Genomic DNA, 21,291 nt, shown 5'->3' with positions numbered 1-21,291 from the left:
CGGGAGGGCGCGGCAACGAACCGCACCGACATCACAGGCAAGACCGAGAGGAATGACAAAGCGTGAGAAAGAACCGTCTCGTCGCCGTCACGGCGGCGGCATCCATGACCATGGCACTGGGCGCGTGCTCGTCCGGCGCCGAAGCCGGTGACGGCGACGGCGGCCCGAGCACCGGTGAGGTCCGCGTCTGGCTGGTCGGCACCGACACGCCCGACGAGGCCCGCGACTATCTGAAGGAGACGTTCGAGGAGCAGAACGAGGGCTCCACGCTCGTCATCGAGGAACAGTCCTGGGAGGGACTGGTCGACAAGTACACGACGGCGCTCGCGGGCTCGGACGCCCCGGACGTGGTCGAGGTCGGTAACACGCAGGCGTCGGCGTTCACGTCGTCGGGCTACTTCAGCGAGATCACCGCCGAGGAGTTCGAGGAGCTGGGCGGCAGCGACCTGCTGCCCGGGTTCGTCGAGGCCGGGGACTGGGAGGGCGCGCACTACGCGCTTCCGTACTACGCCGGCTCGCGTGCGGTGTTCTACAGCCCGCAGCTGGTCGACGCCGAGGTGCCGACCACGCTCGACGAGTACGTCGACACGGCGAAGAGCCTCTACAAGGAGGGCGAGTTCTCCGGCGTCTGGTGGCCGGGCCAGGACTGGTACAACGCCCTGCCCTTCATCTGGGAGAACGGCGGCTACATCGCCGAGCAGGCCGACGACGGCACCTGGGAGGCCGGCTTCTCGACCGAGGGCGGCATCGCCGGCCTCACCCAGATCCAGGACCTGATGCTCAACGCGTCGAACGCGCCGGCGGACGGGCAGGAGACCGACCTGCAGATCCCGTTCTGCGAGGGCAAGATCGGCTACCTCTCCGCCCCGACGTGGATCCAGTGGTCGATCAACGCTCCCGAGGAGCCCGAGACCGACGACGGCGTGCCGGGCTGCGCGTCGACGTACGGCGGCGACCTCGAGGCGTTCGCCCTTCCGGGCAAGGACGGCGGCGCCGCCCAGGTGTTCGCCGGCGGCTCGAACATCGCCATCGCGCAGAAGTCCGAGCAGCGCGACCTCGCGTACGAGGCGCTCAAGATCATGCTGAGCGACGAGTACCAGTCGATCATGGCCGGCATCGGTCTGATCCCCGCCAAGGTGTCGCTGGCCGGCGAGGTGCCGCAGGAGAACTCGATCGGCGTGGCCGGTGTCGAGGCGGCCGCCAACGCCAGGCTCACCCCCGCCACCCCGAAGTGGGCCGACGTCGAGGCGCAGACCGTGCTCCAGACCCAGTTCACGCGACTCGCCAACGGTGAGGACGTGGAGCAGGTCGCGGCCGACATCGACGCCGAGATCGAGTCGATCCTCAACGGCTGATCCAGCAGCCCACCTCTCGCGGTCCCCCGCCCGGCAGCCCCGGAGCCCGGGCGGGGGACCGTCACACTGCCCCCTCCACCTGCTCATCGGAAGGCAGCCATGAGCTCCCTCGTCACCGAACCCGTCGCGCCCCCGGCACCCGCGCCGCCGGCACGACCGCGGCAGCGCCGCCGCTTCCCCACCGTCCCCTGGCTGATGCTGTCCGCGTCGATCCTGATCCTCGGCGTCGTGACCGGGTACCCCGTCGCGCGGATGCTGATCATGTCCTTCCAGGAGTACGAGCGCGCCCAGGTCATGGGCATGCCCGCCGAATGGGTGGGCCTGGACAACTACGTCGCGATCCTCACCGACAGCGGCTTCTGGGCCGTGCTGGGGCGCAGCATCGTGTTCATGGTCGTCGCCGTGACGCTGACCATGGTGTTCGGCACGCTCATCGCCCTGCTGATGATGCGGCTCGGGAAGAAGATGCGGCTCCTGGTCGCCGTCGGCCTGCTGCTCGCCTGGTCCATGCCGCCCCTGAGCTCGACCACGATCTGGGGCTGGATCTTCGACACCGAGTACGGCCTCGTGAACAACCTGCTCACGCGGATCACGGGGGAGCGCTGGTTCGGTCACTCCTGGCTGCTCGACCCGCTCGGCTTCTTCACCATCCTGACGTTCATCATCGTCTGGGGCGCCATCCCGTTCGTCGCGTTCACCATGTACGCGGGCCTGTCCCAGATCCCGGGCGAGGTCCTCGAGGCCGCCCAGCTCGACGGCGCGGGCCCCTTCGCGCGCTTCCGGCTCGTCATGCTGCCGTACGTGCGCACCATCGTCACGGTGCTCATCGTGCTCTCCATGATCTGGGACCTCAAGGTCTTCCCCCAGGTCTACGCACTGCAGGACATCGGCGGTGACCGCGAGAAGACCAACACCATCGGCGTGTACATCTACCAGATGGGCATGGGGCAGGGGCACTTCGGGACGGCCAGCGCGATCGCGTTCGTGTTCGTCGCGATCATGCTCCTGCTGTCGGTCTACTACGTGCGCCGCACCATCAAGGAGGAGGAGCTGTGAACCGGGCGAGAACGGCCGACCTGAAGCCGGCGGCTCCGCCGCGCGGGGCCGCGGGCACCATGCCGAGCACGCGGGTGCGCCGGTCACCGGCCAGACGGATGCGGGACGCCGGATGGGGGCTCGTCGCCGTCCTCGTGTTCGCGGTCTTCGTGTTCCCCGTCTACTGGATGCTGAACACGTCCTTCCTGCCGAACAACAGGATCCGCGGCGAGGAGATCTCGTTCTTCCCGATGCCGGACGTCTTCACCCTGGACAACTACCGTTCGGCGATGTTCAGCCAGGAGCGTGCGCCGTTCCCGCCCGCCGTGGTGAACTCGCTGAGCGCCACGTTTATCACCCTGGTGGTGTGCCTGGTGATCGGCTTCGTCGCGTCGATCGCACTGACCCGGTTCACCTTCAAGGGGCGGCGCACCTTCATCATCCTCATCCTGGTGATCCAGATGATCCCGGGCGAGGCGATGATCATCTCCCTCTACCGGATCATCGACGGCTGGGCGCTGATCAACACGATCATCGGCCTGTCACTGGTCTACGTGGCGGGTGTGCTGCCCTTCACCATCTGGACGCTGCGCGGCTTCGTCGCGGGTGTGCCGAAGGAGCTGGAGGAAGCGGCGATGGTGGACGGCTGCTCACCGGCCGGCGCCTTCTGGCGGGTCACGTTCCCGCTCCTGGCGCCCGGCCTCGTCGCCACGGGAATCTTCGCGTTCATCAACGCGTGGAACGACTTCGTGCTGGCGCTGGTGATCATGCAGCGCCCCGACACGATGACCCTGACCCTCTGGCTGCGGACCTTCCTCATGGTCACGCAGGCCACCAACTGGGGCGCGGTCATGGCCGCCGCGGTTCTCGTGGCGATCCCGGCCGTGATCTTCTTCCTCATCGTCCAGGGCCGGATGTCCGGTGGCCTGGTCGCCGGCGCGGTGAAGGGCTGATGACGAACACGAGCACCAACCGGTCCGGGCCGGCGGCACACACGGTCGGCCTGGACATCGGCGGCACCAAGATCCTCGGCGCGCTCCTCGACGCCGAGGGCGGCCTGGTCGCGACCACGCGCCTGGCCACCGAACTCGGGCCCGACGGCGTCGTGCGGTCCGCCGCCCGCGCCGTGCGCGACGTCGTGGACGCCGCCGGTCTCAACCTGTCCGTGGTGGGCGGCATCGGGCTGGGTATCCCGGGCATCGTCGACGCCCGCGCGGGCACCGTGAAGCACGCGGTCAACCTCGGCGTCGGCGACGAGCTCCCGCTCGCCGAGCGGCTGTCGACCGCGCTCGGCGGCATCACCGTCGTCGTGGAGAACGATCTCAACGTCGCCGCGGTCGGCGCCGCGCACCTCCTGGAGCGCGGCGGCGGAGCGGACGGCACGCCCGGGACCGGCACGTCCGCGTCCGCGAAGCACGAGGACCTCGCGTTCCTCGCGCTCGGCACCGGTGTCGCCTCCGGTCTCGTCATGGACGGCCGGCTGCGCCGCGGTGTCAGCGGCGCCGCGGGCGAGATCGGCCACGTGCCCGTGGACCCCGCGGGCCCAGACTGCTCCTGCGGTCAGCGGGGCTGCATCGAGACGTTCGTGTCGGGGACGGCGCTGGCCGCCGCGTGGCCCTCGCGGCACGGCAGGCCTTCCCCGGTGGAGCTCTTCGAGGCTGCCGACGCGGGAGACGCCGCGGCGGTCCGCGTCCGGAAGGCGTTCGCGGACGCGGTCGCGGCCGCCGTCCGCCTGCTCGTGCTGACCGTCGACGTGCACTACGTGGTCCTGGGCGGAGGCGTCGCACAGCTCGGGCGGCCCCTGCTCGAGGTGGTGCGCGACTCCCTGCGGGAGCAGGCGGAGGCATCGCCCTTCCTCGCGTCGCTGGGCCTGCCCGCACGTGTCACGCTGGCACCGATGGACGTGCCCGTCGCCGCCGTCGGCGCGGCGGTGCTCGGCCGGAGGGACGAGCGGGACGGTACCGGGGGAGTCCGGCGGGCACGACCGGCCGCATCGGCCGGTTCGCCGGAACGCCCGGTGTCGCGGCCGGGCGACGGACCGGGAACGGCGGACACGGGCACCGGCCCGGACGAGGACGGCCGTCCGGAGGCGGACACCCGCACGGAGGCGCCCGCCGGCGCGGACACCGCCCTGGCGGGCGCGGAGACGGAAGGGACGTTGACATGGAGGTCGTGATCGCGCCGGCGGACGAGCTCGCGCGGCTGGCGGCGGACTCGATCGAGGCGCTGCTGTCCGAGCGCCCCCGCGCCGTGCTGGGTCTGGCGACGGGGTCGAGCCCCCTGAAGGTGTACGACGAGCTCGCCCGCCGGCACAAGGACGGGCTGTCCTTCGCGCACGCCCGCGCGTTCATGCTGGACGAGTACGTCGGGCTGCCGGGCGACCATCCCGAGCGGTACCGGAACGTCATCGAGCGGGAGATCGCCTCCCGGGTCGACTTCGCCCCCGGAGCGGTCCAGGGGCCGGACGGCAACGCGCAGGACCTGGACCGCGCGTGCGCGGACTACGAGGCCGCCATCGCGGCGACCGGAGGGGTCGACCTGCAGCTCCTCGGCATCGGCACCGACGGGCACATCGCCTTCAACGAGCCGGGCTCGTCGCTGGCCTCGCGCACACGGATCAAGACGCTGACGCGCCAGACCCGCGAGGACAACGCGCGGTTCTTCGGCGGCGCGGTGGACGACGTCCCGCGCCACTGCCTGACCCAGGGTCTGGCGACGATCATGTCGGCGAAGCACCTGGTGCTGCTCGCGACCGGCCGGGCCAAGGCGGAAGCGGTGCACCAGCTCGTGGAGGGCCCGATCTCGGCGATGTGGCCGGCCACGATCATGCAGCTGCACCCGCACGCGAGCGTCCTGGTCGACGACGCGGCAGCCGGCCGTCTCCAGCTCGCCGACTACTACCGCCAGACCTACGCGGAGAAGCCGGCCTGGCAGGCGCTCTGACGGACCGACGGCGCCGCGACCTCCGCCGCGACGGCGCCACGACTTCCGCCGGGACCGCGCCACGACCGGCCCAGGCCGCGGGCGGTCAGTCGGTCAGCGCCAGGGGAGTGGTCGGCAGTGCCGGGTCCCCGGCCGACAGGCGGCGGGCACCGCGGGGCAGCTCCGCCCGGGCGTTCGCGTGGGTGCGCACCGCGTTCTCCACGCCGTAGGCGCCGACCCAGCGGGAGTCGACCGCGCCCTCCACGACGAGCGGAGCGTGCAGCAGGCGCACGTCCCGGTTGTCGGGGGTCCACGCGGTGACCAGCTCGTCCGGTCCCGTGACGAGGAGTTCCTCGGTCGCCCGGCCGTCGGGCCCGTACCGGCGGCCGGCCGCCTTGCGGCCCCCGCGCGACTCCTTGCCCGACGACGCCTTCTCCACCGGTTCCAGCCGGCCCGCCGAGTTCTCCCGCGCCACCAGCTTGTAGACCATCCCGCACGTGGGCGCTCCGGAGCCGGTCACCAGGTGCGTCCCGACGCCGTAGACGTCGACCGGGACGGCCGCGAGACCCGCGATCGAGTACTCGTCCAGGTCCGACGTGACGACGATCTTCGTGTCGTGGGCGCCCAGTTCGTCGAGCCGCGCGCGCACCTCGACCGCGAGACCACCGAGGTCGCCCGAGTCCAGCCGAACCGCGCCGAGGCCGGTACCCGCCACCTCGACGGCGCGGTCGACGCCGCGCAGCACGTCGTAGGTGTCCACGAGCAGGGTGGTTCCCGGGCCGAACGCCTCCACCTGGGAACGGAACGCCGCGACCTCGTCGTCGTGCAGGAGCGTGAAGGCGTGGGCCGCGGTGCCGATGGTGTCCAGGCCGTAGCGCATGCCGGCCTCGAGGTTCGACGTGCCCGCGAACCCGGCGACGACCGCGGCGCGGGAGGCCGCGATGGCAGCCTGCTCGTGGGCCCGCCGGGACCCCATCTCCAGTACCGGCCGGTCGACCGCGGCACTGGTCATGCGCGACGCGGCCGACGCGACCGCCGAGTCGTAGTTGAGGATCGACAGGACCAGCGTCTCCAGCAGGACCGCCTCGGCGAACGTGCCCTCGACCTGGAGGACGGGCGAGCCCGGGAAGAACATCTCACCCTCCGCGTACCCCTGGATGGTGCCGTTGAAGCGGTACCGGGAGAGATAGTCGAGGGTTCGCGCGTCCACGATGCGTTCCCGCTCGAGGTACGCGAGCTCGTCGTCACCGAACCGGAAATGCGGTAGCGCTTCCAGCACCCGGCCCGTTCCCGCCAGCACGCCGTACCGGCGCCCGGCCGGGAGACGGCGGGTGAACACCTCGAACACGCAGTGCCGGTGCGCCGTGCCGTCGGCGAGGGCCGCCTGGAGCATCGTCAGTTCGTACCGGTCGGTGAGAAGGGCGACCGACGGCCGTGCCGCGGGGCGCGGCGCGGCGGGCAGGTCCGCGGGGAGGTCTTCCGGCAGGCCCTGACCCGGTTCGGGAGCCGCCGGCGAGGCCGGCTCGACGAGGCGCAGGGCAGGCCAGTCGCTGAGCGGGGCGCCGATGCCCCGGGGCTCGCTGGTCATGCGGTCCACGGTATGGCAGGGGGAGGTGCCGAGCAGGCTGAAAGCGCGGACTTTACGCAGTCGTCTCACGATCTGACCGTGTCGGAAACATCACGGCGAGGCTCTCGTCACAGGCAGGGCCTCCCGGACGGAGGTCAGCGAGCCCCGACGAACCACCGCCGCACCTTCGCCACCCGCTCCTCGAGCTGGGCCGCCGTGGCGAGCGGCACCTCGGGACCGCCGCACTCGCGCCGGAGCCTGGTGTGGATGACGCCGTGCGGCTCGCCGGACCGCTTGGCCCACGCCCCCACGAGCTTCGACAGCTCCTTGCGCAGCTCGCCCGCGCGGCGGTGCTCGTGCTCGGCCCGCTCGGCGGCCTGCTCGCGCTCCGTGAGCTCCTGGGCCGCCCGGGCTCCTCGTGCCTTGACCTGGTCGGCCTGGCGCTGCCGCAGCAGGGTGGTCACCTGGTCGGGCTCCAGCAGCCCCGGCAGGCCGAGGAAGTCGAGCTCCTCCGCGGAGCCGACGTCCGCACCCGTGCCGAACTCGCCGCCGTCGAACAGGACACGGTCGAACGACGCCTGGGCGTCCAGCGCCTCGAAGGTGCCCTGCGTGAGGTCACCCGACGCCTTCTCCTCGCGGTTCGCCTCGGCGAGGAGCCCGGCCTCCGGGTCGTACTCGATGCCCTGTTCCTCGGCGGTGCCGGGGCGGTCCAGCGCGTGGTCGCGTTCCACCTCGAGCCCGCCGGCGAGCTCCAGGAGGGGAGCCACCGACGGCAGGAACACGGACGCGGTCTCGCCACGCGTGCGGGCCCGGACGAACCGGCCGACGGCCTGCGCGAAGAACAGCGGGGTCGACGTCGACGTCGCGTACACGCCGACGGCGAGCCGGGGCACGTCCACGCCCTCCGACACCATGCGCACCGCGACCATCCAGCGGTCGTCGGACGAGGTGAACTCCTCGATGCGCCCGGAGGCTCCGGCGTCGTCGGACAGCACCACCGTGGGGCGCTGCCCGGTGATGTCGGTCAGATGCGCCGCGTACGCGCGGGCGGTGTTCTGGTCGGTGGCGATGACGAGGCCGCCGGCGTCCGGCACGGTACGGCGGACCTCGGTGAGGCGCTTGTCCGCGGCGCGCAGGACCGACGGGACCCACTCGCCCTCCGGGTCGAGGGCGGTGCGCCACGCCTGGGCGGTCATGTCCTTGGTCATGGCCTCGCCGAGCCGGGCGGAGACCTCGTCGCCGGCACGGGTCCGCCACCGCATGTCGCCCGAGTAGGTCAGGAACAGCACCGGACGCACGACGTGGTCGCGCAGGGCGTCACCGTAGCCGTAGGTGTAGTCGGCCCTGGACCGGCGGACGCCGTCCCGGTCCTCCTCGTAGGTGACGAACGGGATGGGCGAGGTGTCGCTGCGGAACGGCGTGCCGGTCAGCGCGAGACGGCGGGTGGCCTCCTCGAACGCCTCACGGACGGCGTCGCCCCAGCTCAGGGCGTCGCCGCCGTGATGGACCTCGTCCAGGACCACCAGGGTGCGGGCGGCGTCGGTCCGTGCGCGGTGCAGTGCCGGGTTGGCCGCCACCTGGGCGTAGGTGAGCGCGACGCCGTCGTAGTGGGCGCCGTGTCTGCCCTGGGCGTTCGTGAAGCTGGGGTCGATGCTGATGCCGACGCGCGCGGCGGCGTCGGCCCACTGGTGCTTGAGGTGCTCGGTCGGCGCGACGACGGTGACCCGGCGGACCACCCCGGCCTCGAGAAGCTCGGTGGCGACGCGCAGGGCGAAGGTCGTCTTGCCGGCGCCCGGCGTGGCGACCGCCAGGAAGTCGCGCGGGGACCGCTCGCGGTAGAGCTCCAGCGCCTCGGCCTGCCAGGCGCGCAGGTTCGACGCCGTACCCCAGGGGGCACGGCGCGGGAAGGTGGGGCTCAGGTGCGAGGCGGCCGCAGACGACGGTGTGCGCGGAAGCTGCGGCGTGTTCGTCACGTGCCGGATCCGCCTCCGGCCGGACCGCCGTCGCCGCCCTTGCCGGAACCGCCCTTGCCGTCCTGCGGCTCGCGCAGCCCCTCGTAGATCTCCTTGCACACCGGGCAGACCGGGAACTTGCTCGGATCGCGCCCCGGGACCCAGACCTTGCCGCACAACGCGATCACCGGGCGTCCGGACAGGGCCGAGCCCATGATCTTGTCCTTGCGCACGTAGTGGGCGAAGCGCTCGTGGTCCCCCGGCTGCGCCTCCTCACGGGTCTCCTCGCGCTCGAGGACGCTCGTGGAACCGCTGGTGCGGGGATCGTCGGGCGGGCTGTCGAGGGGGTCGCTCATGGTCCGGGATTCTACTGCCCGTGACCGACATCGACGCGGGGTGACGGCCGGTCACCCATTTCCCTTTACGGTCGTATAGCCCGCCTGGTAGACAGGGCCGGTGGCGGAACACGACGAGAGGAACACCCTGCACGCGAGCACCCACGACACCACGCCCCCGCCCGCCGACGGCTCCGCCTGGCCGGATCTCGGCCCGCACGACGACGCGGCCCGCGCCGCCGTCGCCGGGATCGCCGCGCTCCTCGGCCGGCCGATCCCCGAGCGGACGACGGAACCGCGCAACGCCTCCGAATGGCTGGCCCGGACCTGGGACGTGCACGAGGGGGCTCTCGAGACCGTCTCACGGCCCGTCTCGCCGGTCCTGCACCTGCTCTACGGGTTCGTGCTGGGCCGCTGGATCGCCGAGCACGCCGACGACGTCACCCAGCGCGGCCCCGACCGTCGCGCGCCGCAGATGTCCCGGCTCGACCTGGGTGCCGGGATCGGCGTCACCGTCCCGACCGCCGCGACCGTGCTCTTTCCCGCGGGTACCCGTGACGAGCACCCGGTCGCCGTCGAGACGGGGTACCAGTACGGCGACCCGTTCCTGACGGCCCACGCCCTGCCCGGCCGGCGCGACGTCGCCGAGCGGGCGCTCGACGCCCTGAGCGACGACCTCGCGGCCGACCACCCCTACCGGGGCCGCACCCTGCAGGCGAACGGTTCCGGGCGGCTGTCCATCAAGCCCGTCACGCCGACTCCGCAGGAGCGCGCGGATCTCGTCCTCCCGGACGACGTCTGGCACGAGATCGGCCTGTTCTGCGCCGGCGTGACGACCCGTCGCGACACGCTGCGCGCGCTCGGCCACTCGACGTCGCGCGGCCTGCTGCTGGCCGGCCCGCCCGGGGTCGGCAAGACGAAGCTGGCCCGGGTGCTCGCCACCGAGCTCGCCGGGACCGTCACGGTCGTCCTGGTCACGGCGGACGTCCTCCGTACCTGGATGACCGAGCTCTACGAGGAGGTCCGCACGCTCGGGCCCTGTCTCGTCGTGCTCGAGGAGATCGACTCCGTGGGTGGGAAGGAGAGCCGCGGGACCACGAGCTTCGGCGAGTTCCTCGACGCCCTCGACGGCGCACGCGCCACCGACGACGTCCTCACGGTGGCCACGACGAACGATCCGGCCGCGCTGGACCCGGCGGTCAAGCGCCCCGGCCGCTTCGACACGGTCCTGGAGGTGCCGCCGCCCGACGCCGCCGGGCGCGAGGCGATCCTGCGGCTGTACCTGCCGGCGGGCGTGGACATCGACGTCGGCCTGGTCGCCTCGTTCCTCGACGGCGCGACGGGCGCCGACCTGCGGGAGGTCGCCCGCCGCGCGCTCCTGGAGCATGGTCTCGACGGTCTCACGACCGATCGCGTGCTGGACATCGCGACGTCGGGCCGGTGGAAGCCGGCGGCCGTCGTGGGGAACTATCTTTGATCTTCACCCGGCCGGATGGCCAGGGTGAATGCCGCGGGAACGAGTGGCGGAAGATGTGATTCCGGGGCCCGGAGATCGCTAAGGTAGGGGGGTGACTTCCTCCGCTGCGCAGATGCCCCTGTCCGCGCCCGCGGCGACAGTCTCAGCCGGGACGGCCACCCAGCGGGAGACCGAGCAGGACGCGGTTCAACGGCCCGCCGATCCGTGGGTGACGATCGTGTGGAACGATCCCGTCAATCTCATGTCGTACGTGACGTACGTCTTCGAGAGCTATTTCGGCTACCCACAGGCGAAGGCCCACTCGCTGATGATGCGGGTGCACAAGGACGGCAAGGCGGTCGTGTCCAGCGGGGGACGGGAGCGCATGGAGGTGGACGTGCAGGCCATGCACGGGTTCGGGTTGTGGGCGACGCTGCAGGAGACCGGCGACGCCCAGGGAGCGGCATGACGCCGTTCCGCGCCATGCGACGTGGCTACGAGTCGCGGATGGATCCGGTCGAGCGCGCGGTGCTCGCCCGGGTGGCACGCGACGTCGCCACGATGGTCCGCGACGAGACGGGCCTGCCCGCCGCCGCGCCCGAGCCGGATCCGAACGACGTGCCGACGCCCCACACCGGCAGCACCACGCGCGTGTGGAACAAGGGACTGCTCGCGCCCGACGAGATCACCGACGGCGACCTCGCGAAGCTCACGGGGATCTCGTCGGTCGGGCCGATGCCGCAGGATCCGGCCGTCCGGCGCCTCCTGCCCGATGCGAGCCGGGACGACCAGGCCGTCGCGGGGGAGTTCCGCCGGCTGACGCAGAACGACCTGGCGCGGGAGAAGGTCGAGCGCCTGGAGGCGTTCGCCGATCTGCTCGAGCCCCCGGCCTCCCGGGACGACCCCGAGCCCGAGAAGGCACCGTGGCAGACCCTCGGCCGTCACGGCGCACCGCCGCCCGTGCGGGTGTCGCGCGAGTCGGCCGAGGCCGTCGCGGGAGCACTCACGGACATGCGTCTGGTCATCGCGCAGCGTCTGGGGCTCGAGTCCGACGACGACGTGAACGCCCTGACCGACCAGGTGATGTGGGACCAGCAGATGGGCCGGGAGATTCCCGTCGCGGCCGACGGGCGCGCGGCCCGGCGCTTCTGGTCCGGCGTGTTCGTCGCGGCCGGCTTCGCCCTGGAGACCTTGATGGAGGTCATGATCGCGGACCTGCGCGGACGTCCCCGGCCCGCGGACGGCGGCGCGGAGGACAACTGAGCGGTGGTCCCGCACCCCGAACGTGGCAGGTATCACCCACGACGCGTGGCCCTGGTAACGGATCGGACACATCCGCGCGATTAGCATCGCCTCCGTGAACGACGCGCCCATCGGCATCTTCGACTCCGGCCTCGGCGGCCTCACGGTCGCGCGCGCCATCCTGGACCAGCTACCGAACGAGCAGATCCGGTATCTCGGCGACAACGCGAACACCCCGTACGGCCCCAAGCCGCTCGGCGCGATCCGCGCGATGGCGCTCGACGTCATGGACCGACTCGTGTCCGACGGCGTGAAGATGCTGGTCATCGCGTGCAACACGGCGTCGTCGGTGGCGCTCCGCGACGCCCGTGAGCGGTACACGCTGCGCCACGGCATCCCCGTGGTCGAGGTCATCCTCCCGGCGGCGCGGACGGCGGTGCGTACCAGCCGGTCCGGCCGGATCGGGGTGATCGGCACCCGTGCGACCATCGAGTCGCTCGCCTACGACGACGCGTTCCACGTCACCCCCGGGCTGGAGATCACCACCCAGGCGTGCCCCGAGTTCGTGCGCCTGGTCGAGGAGGGGCAGACCTCGGGCGAGGACGTGCTCAAGTACGCCCACGAGTACCTGGACCCCGTCAAGGACGCGGGTGTCGACACCCTCGTCCTCGGCTGCACCCACTACCCGCTGCTCACCGGGCCGATCAGCTACGTGATGGGCGAGGGCGTCACGCTCGTGTCCAGCGCGGACGAGACGGCCAAGGACGTGTACCGCAAGCTCGTGGAGCACGACCTGGAGCGGAGCCCCGAGGCGGGTGCTCCCGTGCACGCGTTCCTGACCACCGGCGCGCCCGAGGCGGTCCGGCCGCTCGCGCACCGCTTCCTCGGCCCCGAGGTGTCCCGTATGGAGGCCGTCTGATGCGCCTGATCACTCTCGGGGTCTCGGGTTCGGGTCCCGGCCCGGGTTCGCCGGCGTCGTCGTACCTCGTGCAGGTCTCGGCGGCTGAGGCGGCCGCCGCGGGCTTCGAGGCCCGCGACTGGACCGTGGTCATGGACCTCGGCAACGGTGCGTTCGGCGCCCTGCAGCGCGCCGTCGATCCGTTCGACGTCGACGCCGTGGCGATCTCCCACCTGCACCCCGACCACTGCGCCGACCTGTCGGGCATGTACGTCTACCTGCGGTACCACCCGGAGCACGGGTCCGCCCGCACGGGCAAGGGCAAGCAGCTGCCGGTGTGGTCGCCCTCGACGACGGCGGTGCAGGCGGCCCGCTCCTACGGGCTGAGCGACGGCGAGACCATGGACGCGGACTACGACTTCCGGTCCTGGCGGGCCGGAGCGCCCGTGGAGGTGGGTCCGCTGACCCTGGAGCCGTACCGGGTGTTCCACCCCGAGGAGTCGTGGGGCGTCCGGGTCACCGGCCCCAGCACGCTGCGGCCGGACGAGCGTGCCGTGATCGCGTACACCGGCGACACGGACTACTGCCCCGGGGTCGTGGCGCTGTCCCGGGACGCCGACCTGCTGCTCAGTGAGGCCGCGTTCGTCGAGGGCCGCGACGACCACGTCGAGCCGGGCATCCACCTGACGGGCAGGCGGGCCGGGCGGGTCGCGCACGAGTCGGGCGCCAAGCGGCTCCTCCTGACGCACCTGCCGGTGTGGAACGAGCCGGCGATCACGCTCGCGGAGGCCCGTGACGAGTACGACGGCGACGTCCGCCTGGCCCAGCCCGGGGCGACCTACACGGTGTGACCACCCGCCGGCCGGGATCGCGGCGGCCGGGTCGCTGCCCGCCACGGGGACCCCGCGTAGGCTTCTCGCGTGACTATCAGTACCTCCGACATCACGCGTGCCGACGGGCGCGCCACCGATCAGCTCCGCCCCGTGAGGATCACCCGCGGCTGGCTCGACCACGCCGAGGGCTCCGTGCTCGTCGAGTTCGGCCGTACGCGGGTGCTGTGCGCCGCGTCGTTCGAGGAGGGCGTGCCGCGCTGGCGCCGAGGCTCCGGCGAGGGGTGGGTGACCGCCGAGTACGCGATGCTGCCGCGGTCCACGAACACGCGCGGGAGCCGCGAGTCCGTCAAGGGCAAGATCGGGGGCCGCACGCACGAGATCTCACGCCTCGTGGGGCGGTCCCTGCGGGCCGTGGTTGACATGTCCGCGCTCGGCGAGAACTCGATCGTGCTCGACTGCGACGTGCTCCAGGCCGACGGCGGCACCCGCACCGCGGCGATCACCGGTGCCTACGTGGCGCTGGCCGACGCCGTCGCCTGGGGGCAGCGGCACGGTCACATCACCTCGCGCGGCAAGCCCGTGCTGACCGATTCCGTGGCCGCCGTGTCGGTCGGGATCATCGACGGCACGCCGATGCTCGACCTGCCGTACGAGGAGGACGTCCGCGCCGAGACCGACATGAACGTCGTGGTCACCGGCAGCGGCACGTTCATCGAGGTGCAGGGCACGGCCGAGCACGCGCCGTTCGACCGGGCCGAGCTCGACACGCTGCTGGACCTGGCCGTGACGGGTGCGGCCGACCTGACCCGGATGCAGCAGGAGGCCCTGGCGCGGGAGCTCGGCGGATGACGGCGGCCGGCGGCGGACCGGGGCACGCCGGCGGAGGGACGGGCGGTGCCGGTGCCGTCCCGGTCGTGCCCGCCGTCGTCGCCGACGCCGTTGCCGTCCTCGTCTTCTCGATCGCCGGGATGAACGCGCACGGCACGCTGATGGTCGAGCTCGGCCGGGTCGCGTGGCCGTTCGCGGTCGCCGCGGCGGCGGGCTGGGCCTGGACGCGCGCCTGGCGGGACCCGTCGAGGCTGTGGCCCGTGGGCGTCGCGGTCTGGTTCACCACCGTGGCGCTCGGGATGATCCTGCGGGTTGCCACCGGTGGCAGCTTCGCGGTCTCGTTCTTCCTGGTGACCGCCGCGTTCCTGGGCGTCACCATGCTGGGCTGGCGCGGGATGGTGGCCGTGATCCGCCGTGGCACGACGGCGCGTTCCACCGCCGCGGGGCGCGGCGGTACCGATCAGGAGGAGGCGACGTGACGGGACAGGACACGAGCGGGACCGCACCGGCGGACGGGACGCCTCGGACGGCGGTCCGGACGCCGCCGGGCGCACGGCTCGTCATCGCGACCCACAACCGGAAGAAGCTGGCGGAGCTCCGTACGATCCTGGCCGAGGCCGGTGTCGACCTGCCCTCCGGCGGCCTGGTCACCTCGGGGGAGATCGGCGCGCCCGAACCCGTCGAGGACGGCGTGACGTTCGAGGCCAACGCCCTCCTCAAGGCCCGTGCGGTGTGCGAGGCGACCGGTCTGGCCGCCGTCGCCGACGACTCCGGTCTCGCCGTGGACGTCCTGGGCGGGGCGCCGGGCATCTTCTCCGCCCGCTGGGCGGGACGGCACGGCGACGACCAGGCGAACCTGGACCTGCTCCTCGCGCAGCTCGCGGACGTCCGGCCCGAGCACCGGGCCGCCGGCTTCGTCTGCGCGGCGGCCCTCGTCACACCGGACGGCACCGAGGAGGTGCGCACGGGCGAGATGCGGGGCTTCCTCACCCAGGCGCCACGCGGCACGAACGGCTTCGGCTACGACCCGGTCCTGGTCCCCGACCGGCAGTCCCCCTCCGCGGAGGGAACGCCCGGAACGCGCACCGCCGCCGAGCTGGACCCCGCGCAGAAGAACGCCATCAGTCACCGTGGCCGGGCCTTCCGCGCCCTGGCTCCGCTCGTCGTGCGGGCCCTCGGCGAGTCGTGACACGCGCCGGGCACGGCTCCGGCCAGGCAGCGCGCCGGCCGGAGCGCCCGGCGGCGGTCAGGGCAGGACCGACGGGATCTTGTACCCGGCGAACGCGGCCGCCACCTGGAACTCGTCCAGCCCGTACCGCTCCAGGGTGTACCGGTGGCCCTTGTGGTGGGGGCGGTCCCGTGCCGTGGCGAGGTTGGCCTCGTCGGCGTCGGTCCACGTCATGCCGAGACTCTTGAACACGCCGCGCATCACCTTCGAGGGCTCCTCGACCAGGTCGTTGTACGAGACGTCGACCAGGGTGCCGTCCTCCAGCTGGTCCCTCTGGGAGAGCGCACGGTCCACGCCCTCGGACAGGATCGCGAGCCACTCGGCCCCGATCGCGGCGAGGTCCACCGTGCCGGGCTTGTAGTGCATGTTCCGCAGCGCCTCGGACATGGAGCAGCCCGAGGCGAGGGCCTTCCCGGGAGCGCGGTGCGTCCAGACGAACCGCGCGTCCGGGAACGCGCGCTGGATCTCGGGCATCCGCCACAGGTTCGCGGGATGCTTGAGGATCCACCGCTGTGGTTCCTGCCCGAACGACAGCACCTGCAGCGCGTCGCGCAGGAGCAGGAAGTCGTCGGTGAGGTCCGCCCCTGCGAGGTAGCGCCGGTACTCCGGCACGGTCGCCGCCGAGCTGTGCAGCTCGGAGTGGTCCCGCAGGAAGAAGTCCTCCTCCTCGCTGGTCGCGATCAGCGGGTGGATCTGCGACCAGTCGGGGCTGAGCCGGTCCATGAACGAGAGCCGCTTGGTGGTGCGCTCGGCGATCCGCTCACGTTCCGCCGGATCCTCCACCGGAAGCCCCAGGTTGAGCATCTCCCACAGCAAGGGGCCGCGGGTGCCCGGCGACCGGGCGATGACGTTGTAGGTGAAGGTGGTCCCGGTGCGGGGCAGCCCCACCACGAACACGGGCTCGGGAACCGGCTGCTCCCGCACCTCGGGGTGCCGCGCCTGGATGTCCCTGATGACCACCCGGTTGCGGAGCCGGTCCCTGATGCCGCTCTGCACCGTCGTCCAGCCGAACGGGCTCAGGTCCGGGTTCGCGGCGTGCGCCCGCAGGAGCAGACGCAGCGGCTCGACGGCGGCGACGTCCGCCGCGCCCAGCGGCCGGTGCCCGCGCTGCGCCTCGGCCAGCAGTTTCTCGAACGCCGCGTCGGGATCCTTGCGGGTGCGCGCCCCCGGCAGGAGAAGCACGTTGAGCATCCTGAGCATGGGCGGAGTGGCTTGGGGCATGAAGGTCATACTGCCCATTTGCACAGGTCAATACAAGGGGGATGAACTTCCGGCCGCGTCATGCTCGTCACGCCCCGAGACGACGGCGCAGCTCCGCGGCCTGTCGCCGCGACACCTCCACCCGGCTGCGCTGGCGGTCGTTCATCACACAGGCCAGTGCGCCCTTGAAGTCCGGCACGAGCTCCCGCACATGGTCCAGGTTCACCAGATAGGACCGGTGCGTCCGGAAGAAGTGCCCGCGCAACCGCCGTTCCAGCTCGTTCAGCGAGAACGTGACGAGGAAGCGCTCGTCGGCCAGCTTCAGGTACGAGTAGCCGCGCGCGGCGCTCGCGTAGACGATCGCGCGCTGGTCCACGAGGACGGTCCGCCCGTCCTTCTGCACCGGAACCTTCGCGAGCGGCCGGGGCAGCTCGTGCTCGTCCGGTTCCTCGCCGCCCGGCGGGACGACGGGTGGCGTCCGCCCCGTGCCGCCCTCGGCCCGTGCCGTTCCGGGGACCGCGCCCGTGCCGTCGTCGCTCCCGGGCTGCGTCAGCGCCCGCTCGACCGCCCGGGCCAGCCGGGCGGCGTCGAACGGCTTGACCAGGTAGTCCGCGGCCTCCAGGTCGAACGCCTCGACCGCGTGGTCGGGGTGCGCGGTGGTGAACACGATCCGGGGTGGCCGTGGCAGCCTCCGTGCCGCCGCGGCGACCTCGAGCCCGCTCGTGCCCGGCATCCGGATGTCGAGCAGCACGAGATCGTACGGGATCGACTCCAGCAGCTGCAGGGCCTCGCCGCCGTTCGCGGCCTCGCCGACCACCTGCACGTCGCCGAGCTCCTCCAGCAGGTACCGCAGCTCGGCCCGCGCGGGCGCCTCGTCGTCGACGATCAGCGCACGCGGGCGGGTGTCGTCGTCGCGCACGGACTCAGCGTAGTGGGACGCGCAGGTCCACGACGGTCCCCTCGTCCGGCGTGGACCGGACGTCCAGGGAGAAACGCCCTCCGAACAGGGTCGTGAGCCGCTGCGAGATGTTTCGCAGCCCGACCCCGGTGTGCAGGTGCCGGGTCGTGCCGCCGCCCTCGCGGTCGCCGCCTGCCGCGTCGTCCGTCTCCCCGTCGCCCGTCTCACCGGCCGCCGGCCCGCGGCCGGCGCCCCCGCCCGCACGTGCGCGGCGCCCGCCGTCCGGGCTCGCGGTCAGGTGCGGGCCGTCCAGTTCCTCCAGCACCTCGGGAGGCATGCCGACGCCGTCGTCGGACACGCGGATCGACGTCGTACGGGTCAGGGGGTCCACGCGGGCCCGGAGCGTGACGGTCCCGCCGTCCACCTTGTCCGCCAGCCCGTGCTTCACCGCGTTCTCCACCAGCGGCTGGATGGTCAGCACGGGGACGTGGGCGGTCAGCACCTGGGGGTCGATGTCGTACCGCACCCGCAGCCGGTCCCCGAACCGCGCCTGTTCCAGAGTCAGGTAGGTCCGGACGAAGAAGTACTCCTGCGCGAACTCGGCGAGCTGCCCGTCCTGGCGCACCGCGTACCGGAAGAAGTCGCTCAGCCGCAGCAGCAGCGCCCGGGCCTCCTCCGGGTCGGTGCGGGACTTCGACGCGATCGTGTTCAGCACGTTGAACAGGAAGTGCGGGTTGATCTGCGCCCGCAGCGCGTGCAGGCGTGCGTCGGCGGCGAGCTCGCGTTCCCGGTCGGCCTCGGCGAGCTCGAGGTGCAGCGACAGGATGCCCGCCATGTCCTCCACCTGCCCTCGTCCGGCGGGCTCCGGGCCCGTGCGGAGCACGACGAGCGCCCCCACGACGCGGTCGGCGACCATGAGCGGCGCGGCGACGGCGCCCGCCAGCGGGCAGTCGGGCTCGCCGCAGCCGAGATCCGCCGTGCTGCGGGACGTCGCGCTGCGCCCGGAGGCGATCGCCTTGAGCGTGACGCGCGCCCGCACCGGCCCGCCTGCCCGGTGATGGTCCTCGCCGGGGCCCACGAACGCCAGGAGACGCTCCGTGTCGGTGATCGCCACGGCGTCGCCGCCGAGCAGCGGGCGAAGCAGGTCGGCGGTGCGGCGCGCGGCGTCGGCCGTCAGACCCGACCGCAGCGGCATCGCCCGGCCCCCCGCCACGATGCTCCGGGGCCCGCCACGGCGTGGCTCCGGGCCGCGGCGCAGCACGGTGGCCGACCTCGGCCCGCGCAGGGCCGACGGGTACCCGAGGACGACGACGAGGGTGACCACGACGCCGGCCACCACGGTGGTCCCCACACCGAGCGGCGGATCCACGATCACCTGCGTGACGAGATACACCACACCCCATGTCACCGCGATGCCCCCTGCGAGCAGCACGCTCCCCGAACGCATTTCTCAGTCCCCCTTCTGCCGGTCCCGCCGCCCCCTGCCGAGGCTGCTGATCGTGAGGTGCGCGAGGCGTTCCGCCTGCCGGTCGGCCGCCGTGCCGTGCATGATCAGCCACTGGCGGTCGACGTCGTCCGGCGGGCGCGTCGCCCGTGACACCAGCACGCACACGACGGCGGCGAGCGGCGCGGCCACCAGCGTCGGGGTCACCAGCGTCTCGCCGATGCCCGGCCCGACGGGCAGCATGCCCAGCACGAACATGCTGATCGAGGTCACGCCGCCGGTGAGCATGCCGGCCACCGCGCCGGCCGCCGTCGTCCCGCGCCACCAGATGGCCAGGACGAACACCGGCGTCAGCGCCGACCCGGCGATCGCGAAGGCCCAGGTCACCATCGCGGCGACGATGGACGGGACCGAGGGCGCGAGGCTGTCGGGCTGCAGCACCATGGCCATCCCGGCGGCGGCGAGCGCGACGACGGCGGTGCTCGCCCGGCCCGCCCAGACGGCCTGGCGCTGCGTGGCGCGCGGGTTGATGTGCCGCTCGTACACGTCGTGCCCCCACGACGCGGCGGCGGCGAGCAGCAGGCCCGCGATGGTGGACATGACGGCCACCAGCGCTCCGGCGGCGATGACCGCCAGCCCGATGTCGCCGCCGTAGAGCCGGCCGAGGACGGGCAGGGCGTGCTCGGGGACGCGCAGCACGCCGTCGGTCGTGAGGGCCGCGAGCCAGGCGTGCTCGTCGGCGGCGTCGGCGATCCGACGGCGGGCCGCGGTGCCGAGCATCACGGCCAGCGCGTAGAACAGGCCGGCGAGTCCCAGCACCCAGACCGTGGTCATGCGTGCGGCGGTGCCGGTGGGACTGGTGAAGTACCGGTTCATGACGTGCGGCAGCCCGGCCGTCCCCATGACGAGCGTGAGAATGAGAGCGAACTGTGCGAGCGGTCCGTAGGCGGCGCCGGGCTCGCCGAACGTCGCCGCGGTGCCCGGGTCGAGCTGGTCGGTCTCGGCGTGCAGTTCCCAGCCGGTCGGGCCGGGAACGGGATTGGCCAGTGGTGTGGCCGAGAGGTCGGAGACGGCCTCGGGGTAGCGGAAGCCGGAGCCGATGGCGGCGAGGGCGAGCCAGACCAGCGCCCCGAGGAGCACGAGGAACTGCACCGCCTGCGTCCAGGTGGTGCCGCGCATGCCGCCGAACGCGACCAGGGCGGCGACGAACATCGTGGACAGCAGCACGCCCGTGCCGTAGGGGTCGAGGCCGGGCAGCCCGCGGCCCACGAGGAGCTGCCACGTGATCCCGCTGCCCACGGCCTGGGGGATGAGATAGCTGAGGATGACCACCTGCACGACGCCGACCGACACCAGCCGGACCCGTTCCGACCCGAGACGCCGGCCCAGGAAGTCGGGGATCGAGAACTCGCCGAAGCGGCGCAGCGGCGCCGCCACGAACAGCAGCACGGGCACGAACCCGGCCGCGAACCCGACGGCGTACCAGACACCGTCCAGGCCGGACACGTACACGGCCGCCGCCACACCGAGGAACGACGCCGCGGAGAAGTAGTCGCCGCAGATGGCCAGGGCGTTGGTCGCCACCCCGACCCGCTGGCCGGCCAGGTAGAAGTCCACGGTGGAGGTGCCGCGTGGACGTACCAGCCAGGCCACCAGCACCAGGGCGGTGACGAGGGCCACCAGGGCGGTGGCGCCGGCCGCGGTCACGGCGTGTCCTCGGTCCCGGCCTCGGTGGTGTCGTCGTGCGCGCCGCCCAGCATGCGGGCCTCGACGGCGGACGACAGCGTGGCGGCCGCCAGCCCGACGGCGAGGAAGAAGACGTACAGCCCGAACGCCGCCATGGCGAATCCCGGACTCATCCCGCCGTCGATCCGCGCCCCGGACCACCAGCCGAGCGTGAGGGACAGGGCGGGCACGCCGAGCACGGCGGCGAGGAACAGGACGAAGTGCCACACGGCGACCCGGCGCAGCGTGCGGAACGCGGCGTCGACCTCCGCGGGGGTGTCGTGCTCGTCCACGTCGAGACGGATACCGGCGTCGTCCATGGGGCTCAGTCTGGCCTGGATCGGGGCGGTGCGGGGGTGGGTGCTCTGCCGGA

21 protein-coding genes are annotated in these 21,291 nt (G+C 72.7%); 13 read left to right on the top strand and 8 right to left on the bottom strand.

Annotated features, from left to right (window positions below; genetic code table 11):
- Positions 1-62 precede the first annotated feature (62 nt).
- From J0911_RS02455 to nagB, 5 genes are all read left to right on the top strand, one after another.
- A complete protein-coding gene (locus J0911_RS02455) occupies positions 63-1,355 on the top strand; it encodes an extracellular solute-binding protein (protein WP_207273806.1) in 1,293 nt (430 codons plus the stop codon).
- Positions 1,356-1,454: 99 nt separating this feature from the next.
- Entirely contained in the window at positions 1,455-2,411 is a 957-nt protein-coding gene (locus tag J0911_RS02450; protein WP_207273805.1) for a carbohydrate ABC transporter permease, read from the top strand.
- Between the two features lie 59 nt (positions 2,412-2,470).
- The gene (locus J0911_RS02445; RefSeq protein ID WP_372434806.1) at positions 2,471-3,343 is read left to right on the top strand and encodes a carbohydrate ABC transporter permease; all 873 of its coding nucleotides are present in this window, start codon (positions 2,471-2,473) and stop codon (positions 3,341-3,343) included.
- The gene (locus J0911_RS02440; RefSeq protein ID WP_207273804.1) at positions 3,343-4,566 is read left to right on the top strand and encodes an ROK family protein; all 1,224 of its coding nucleotides are present in this window, start codon (positions 3,343-3,345) and stop codon (positions 4,564-4,566) included. Before J0911_RS02445 ends, J0911_RS02440 begins: the two co-directional genes overlap by 1 nt.
- A complete protein-coding gene (gene nagB / locus J0911_RS02435; protein ID WP_207273803.1) occupies positions 4,554-5,333 on the top strand; it encodes a glucosamine-6-phosphate deaminase in 780 nt (259 codons plus the stop codon). The genes J0911_RS02440 and nagB overlap by 13 nt, the downstream gene beginning before the upstream one ends.
- An 85-nt stretch (positions 5,334-5,418) precedes the next feature.
- Here nagB and J0911_RS02430 read toward each other — a convergent pair whose 3' ends face one another.
- From J0911_RS02430 to J0911_RS02420, 3 genes are all read right to left on the bottom strand, one after another.
- On the bottom strand, positions 5,419-6,900 hold the full coding sequence (locus J0911_RS02430) for a nicotinate phosphoribosyltransferase (protein WP_207273802.1): 1,482 nt from the start codon (positions 6,898-6,900) through the stop codon (positions 5,419-5,421).
- 134 nt (positions 6,901-7,034) lie between these two features.
- Positions 7,035-8,852 (bottom strand): DEAD/DEAH box helicase, encoded by a 1,818-nt coding sequence (locus J0911_RS02425; RefSeq protein ID WP_207273801.1) that lies wholly within the window; start codon positions 8,850-8,852, stop codon positions 7,035-7,037.
- A complete protein-coding gene (locus J0911_RS02420) occupies positions 8,849-9,187 on the bottom strand; it encodes a DUF3039 domain-containing protein (RefSeq protein WP_207273800.1) in 339 nt (112 codons plus the stop codon). Before J0911_RS02420 ends, J0911_RS02425 begins: the two co-directional genes overlap by 4 nt.
- A 100-nt stretch (positions 9,188-9,287) precedes the next feature.
- Between J0911_RS02420 and J0911_RS02415 the strand changes: the two genes are divergently transcribed.
- From J0911_RS02415 to rdgB, 8 genes are all read left to right on the top strand, one after another.
- Complete coding sequence (locus tag J0911_RS02415; RefSeq protein ID WP_207273799.1) at positions 9,288-10,643, top strand: AAA family ATPase; 1,356 nt, start codon at positions 9,288-9,290, stop codon at positions 10,641-10,643.
- A 112-nt stretch (positions 10,644-10,755) separates the two neighbouring features.
- The gene (clpS, locus tag J0911_RS02410; protein WP_207273979.1) at positions 10,756-11,091 is read left to right on the top strand and encodes an ATP-dependent Clp protease adapter ClpS; all 336 of its coding nucleotides are present in this window, start codon (positions 10,756-10,758) and stop codon (positions 11,089-11,091) included.
- On the top strand, positions 11,088-11,885 hold the full coding sequence (locus J0911_RS02405; RefSeq protein ID WP_207273798.1) for a DUF2017 family protein: 798 nt from the start codon (positions 11,088-11,090) through the stop codon (positions 11,883-11,885). The genes clpS and J0911_RS02405 overlap by 4 nt, the downstream gene beginning before the upstream one ends.
- Positions 11,886-11,979: 94 nt before the next feature.
- Entirely contained in the window at positions 11,980-12,783 is an 804-nt protein-coding gene (murI, locus tag J0911_RS02400) for a glutamate racemase (protein WP_207273797.1), read from the top strand.
- A complete protein-coding gene (locus tag J0911_RS02395; RefSeq protein ID WP_207273796.1) occupies positions 12,783-13,613 on the top strand; it encodes an MBL fold metallo-hydrolase in 831 nt (276 codons plus the stop codon). The genes murI and J0911_RS02395 overlap by 1 nt, the downstream gene beginning before the upstream one ends.
- 69 nt (positions 13,614-13,682) lie before the next feature.
- On the top strand, positions 13,683-14,444 hold the full coding sequence (rph, locus tag J0911_RS02390; RefSeq protein ID WP_207273795.1) for a ribonuclease PH: 762 nt from the start codon (positions 13,683-13,685) through the stop codon (positions 14,442-14,444).
- Positions 14,441-14,902: a DUF3054 domain-containing protein gene (locus J0911_RS02385; RefSeq protein ID WP_207273794.1), complete on the top strand. Its 462-nt coding sequence runs from the start codon at positions 14,441-14,443 to the stop codon at positions 14,900-14,902. Before rph ends, J0911_RS02385 begins: the two co-directional genes overlap by 4 nt.
- 83 nt (positions 14,903-14,985) lie before the next feature.
- On the top strand, positions 14,986-15,612 hold the full coding sequence (gene rdgB / locus J0911_RS02380; protein ID WP_307864880.1) for an RdgB/HAM1 family non-canonical purine NTP pyrophosphatase: 627 nt from the start codon (positions 14,986-14,988) through the stop codon (positions 15,610-15,612).
- A 57-nt stretch (positions 15,613-15,669) separates the two neighbouring features.
- Here the strand turns inward: rdgB and J0911_RS02375 are convergent, their stop codons facing one another.
- The 5 genes from J0911_RS02375 to J0911_RS02355 form a co-directional block, all read right to left on the bottom strand.
- Positions 15,670-16,872: a sulfotransferase family protein gene (locus J0911_RS02375; protein ID WP_207273792.1), complete on the bottom strand. Its 1,203-nt coding sequence runs from the start codon at positions 16,870-16,872 to the stop codon at positions 15,670-15,672.
- Between the two features lie 67 nt (positions 16,873-16,939).
- Positions 16,940-17,770 (bottom strand): LytR/AlgR family response regulator transcription factor, encoded by an 831-nt coding sequence (locus J0911_RS02370; RefSeq protein WP_207273791.1) that lies wholly within the window; start codon positions 17,768-17,770, stop codon positions 16,940-16,942.
- Positions 17,771-17,774: 4 nt separating this feature from the next.
- The gene (locus tag J0911_RS02365) at positions 17,775-19,196 is read right to left on the bottom strand and encodes a histidine kinase (RefSeq protein ID WP_207273790.1); all 1,422 of its coding nucleotides are present in this window, start codon (positions 19,194-19,196) and stop codon (positions 17,775-17,777) included.
- A gap of 3 nt (positions 19,197-19,199) precedes the next feature.
- The gene (locus J0911_RS02360) at positions 19,200-20,900 is read right to left on the bottom strand and encodes a sodium/solute symporter (protein WP_207273789.1); all 1,701 of its coding nucleotides are present in this window, start codon (positions 20,898-20,900) and stop codon (positions 19,200-19,202) included.
- Complete coding sequence (locus J0911_RS02355) at positions 20,897-21,238, bottom strand: hypothetical protein (protein ID WP_207273788.1); 342 nt, start codon at positions 21,236-21,238, stop codon at positions 20,897-20,899. Before J0911_RS02355 ends, J0911_RS02360 begins: the two co-directional genes overlap by 4 nt.
- Between the last annotated feature and the right edge of the window lie 53 nt (positions 21,239-21,291).

This window comes from Myceligenerans salitolerans, from assembly GCF_017349295.1.
GTDB classification, from domain to species: domain Bacteria; phylum Actinomycetota; class Actinomycetes; order Actinomycetales; family Cellulomonadaceae; genus Myceligenerans; species Myceligenerans salitolerans.
Note: the sequence above shows the minus strand (reverse complement) of the source record. Positions and strands in the feature narration are given on the sequence as shown.